The organism is Mesorhizobium sp. ZC-5, assembly GCF_025753855.1.
Taxonomy (GTDB): Bacteria; Pseudomonadota; Alphaproteobacteria; order Rhizobiales; family Rhizobiaceae; genus Neomesorhizobium.
Genome location: NZ_JAOWPT010000049.1, coordinates 1 through 1,782, shown reverse-complemented (window position 1 = coordinate 1,782; position 1,782 = coordinate 1). Strand labels below are relative to the sequence as shown.

Genomic DNA, 1,782 nt, shown 5'->3' with positions numbered 1-1,782 from the left:
CCGGTGAAGATCGCCGGGTTCATCCGTTCCGACGACTTTTCCATCGCCGCCTTCAAGGGCCAGAAGCTGACCTTCCGCGAATGGAACCAGCAGCTCCGCCAGCCGATCTTCCTCGGCGACAACCGCTCGGTCGTGTCGACGTCGCCGCAGGAGGGTTTCCTGCACCAAATATCCGAACTCGACACGCTTGGCGTCGACCAGCCGGAGACAAAATGCGTGCTGAAATAAGCAGCTGGAAAAACCGGATGATTCAGAGGAGGAGCCTGATGGGAAGACGATTATGGACACTGGCCGGCGCGTTTGCCCTGGCGACGGGCATCGCCAGTCCCGCATCGGCCTACATGGTCTATGTCTCCAACGAGAAGGACAACACGGTCACCGTGGTCGATTCGGCGACGATGGAGGTGGTCAAGACCATCAATGTCGGCCAGCGGCCGCGCGGCATCACCATCTCGCATGACGGCAAGCATCTTTATCTGTGCGCCAGCGATGACGATTCCATCGAGGTGATCGACACCGCGACCTTGCAGATCATCGACACCTTGCCGTCCGGTCCCGACCCCGAACTGTTCGTGCTCTCGCCCGACGGCAAGACGCTCTACGTCGCCAACGAGGACGACAACCTGGTCACCGTCATCGACATCGAAAGCAAGGGCGTGCTGGCCGAGATCCCGGTCGGGGTCGAGCCGGAAGGCATGGGCATCAGCCCCGACGGCAAGACCATGGTCAATACGTCGGAAACGACCAACATGGCGCATTTCATCGATACGGCCACCCACGAGATCACCCACAACGTGCTGGTCGATTCCCGGCCGCGCTTCGTCGAGTTCACGCCCGACGGCAAGCAGGCCTGGGTGAGCGCGGAGATCGGCGGCACGGTTTCGGTGATCGACAATGAAAGCCGCGAGGTGGTCCACAAGATTACCTTCGAGATCGCCGGGCTGCGCGCCGAATCGATCCAGCCGGTCGGCGTGCGCATCACCGCCGACGGCAAGAAGGCCTATGTGGCACTCGGACCCGCCAACCGCGTCGCGGTGGTCAACACCGAGACCTACGAGGTCGAAAAATACGTGCTGGTCGGCCAGCGTGTCTGGCAGCTCGCCTTCACGCCGGACCAGAAGACCATCATCTCGACCAACGGCGTGTCCAACGACATCACCTTCATCGACGTGGCGACCGACGAACCAGTGCAATCGGTGACGGTCGGTGCGCTGCCGTGGGGCGTGGTGGTCTCGCCGAATTGAATCAGGCAAGCAGAAAAAACCGGGAAGAAGGGTAGGAAACCATGAGGAATTTTCGGGCAATCGCTTTCGCGGCTCTCATTGGCGCGGCACTGACGCAGGGCCAGGTCTTTGCGCAGGACGATGACGATGACGATGACGCGGCCGGCGCTGCCGCAACCGGGACGGCCGCACCGGCTGGAGCCGAAAAGGTGACGCGCGCCTCCAAGGACGTGCCGGAACTGATCCTCGGCACCAAGGAAGACCAGTTCACCGCCAACCAGAAGGACTTCGAGCTGATCGCCGGCCAGGGCTATCGCTGGAAGATCACCGCGGCCGGCGGTCTCGAATACAAGTTCCACACCGACCTGTTCCGCAACGTCTGGAACAACCAGATCGTCATCAACGATCTCGAAGTCCACATGAACGGCGCCCCCGCCTGGCTCGAATTCGACGCCGACGGCACCATCCAGGTGCAGTTCACAACAATCCGACCAGGCATCTACACATGGTCCGTCCCAGACCTCGCCGACAAAGGCATGAAAGGTACAATCACAATCAA

Annotated in this window: 2 protein-coding genes and 1 pseudogene; all 3 read left to right on the top strand. The window is 61.3% G+C overall.

What is annotated here, in order from left to right:
- Positions 1-228 (top strand): annotated as a pseudogene (locus tag OHD58_RS30405) (branched-chain amino acid ABC transporter substrate-binding protein); the annotation flags it as partial.
- Positions 229-266: 38 nt separating this feature from the next.
- Positions 267-1,244 carry a YVTN family beta-propeller repeat protein gene (locus OHD58_RS30400; protein WP_263807296.1) on the top strand — a complete coding sequence of 326 codons (978 nt, stop codon included), beginning with the start codon at positions 267-269 and terminating at the stop codon, positions 1,242-1,244.
- A 41-nt stretch (positions 1,245-1,285) separates the two neighbouring features.
- Positions 1,286-1,782 (top strand): hypothetical protein (locus OHD58_RS30395; RefSeq protein ID WP_263807294.1); only part of this gene is annotated, 497 nt, incomplete at its 3' end.

Bases quoted from the DNA above. Each gene is read 5' to 3' on its own strand.
- OHD58_RS30400 (WP_263807296.1), top strand. From the start codon at position 267: ATGGGAAGACGATTATGGACACTGGCCGGCGCGTTTGCCCTGGCGACG.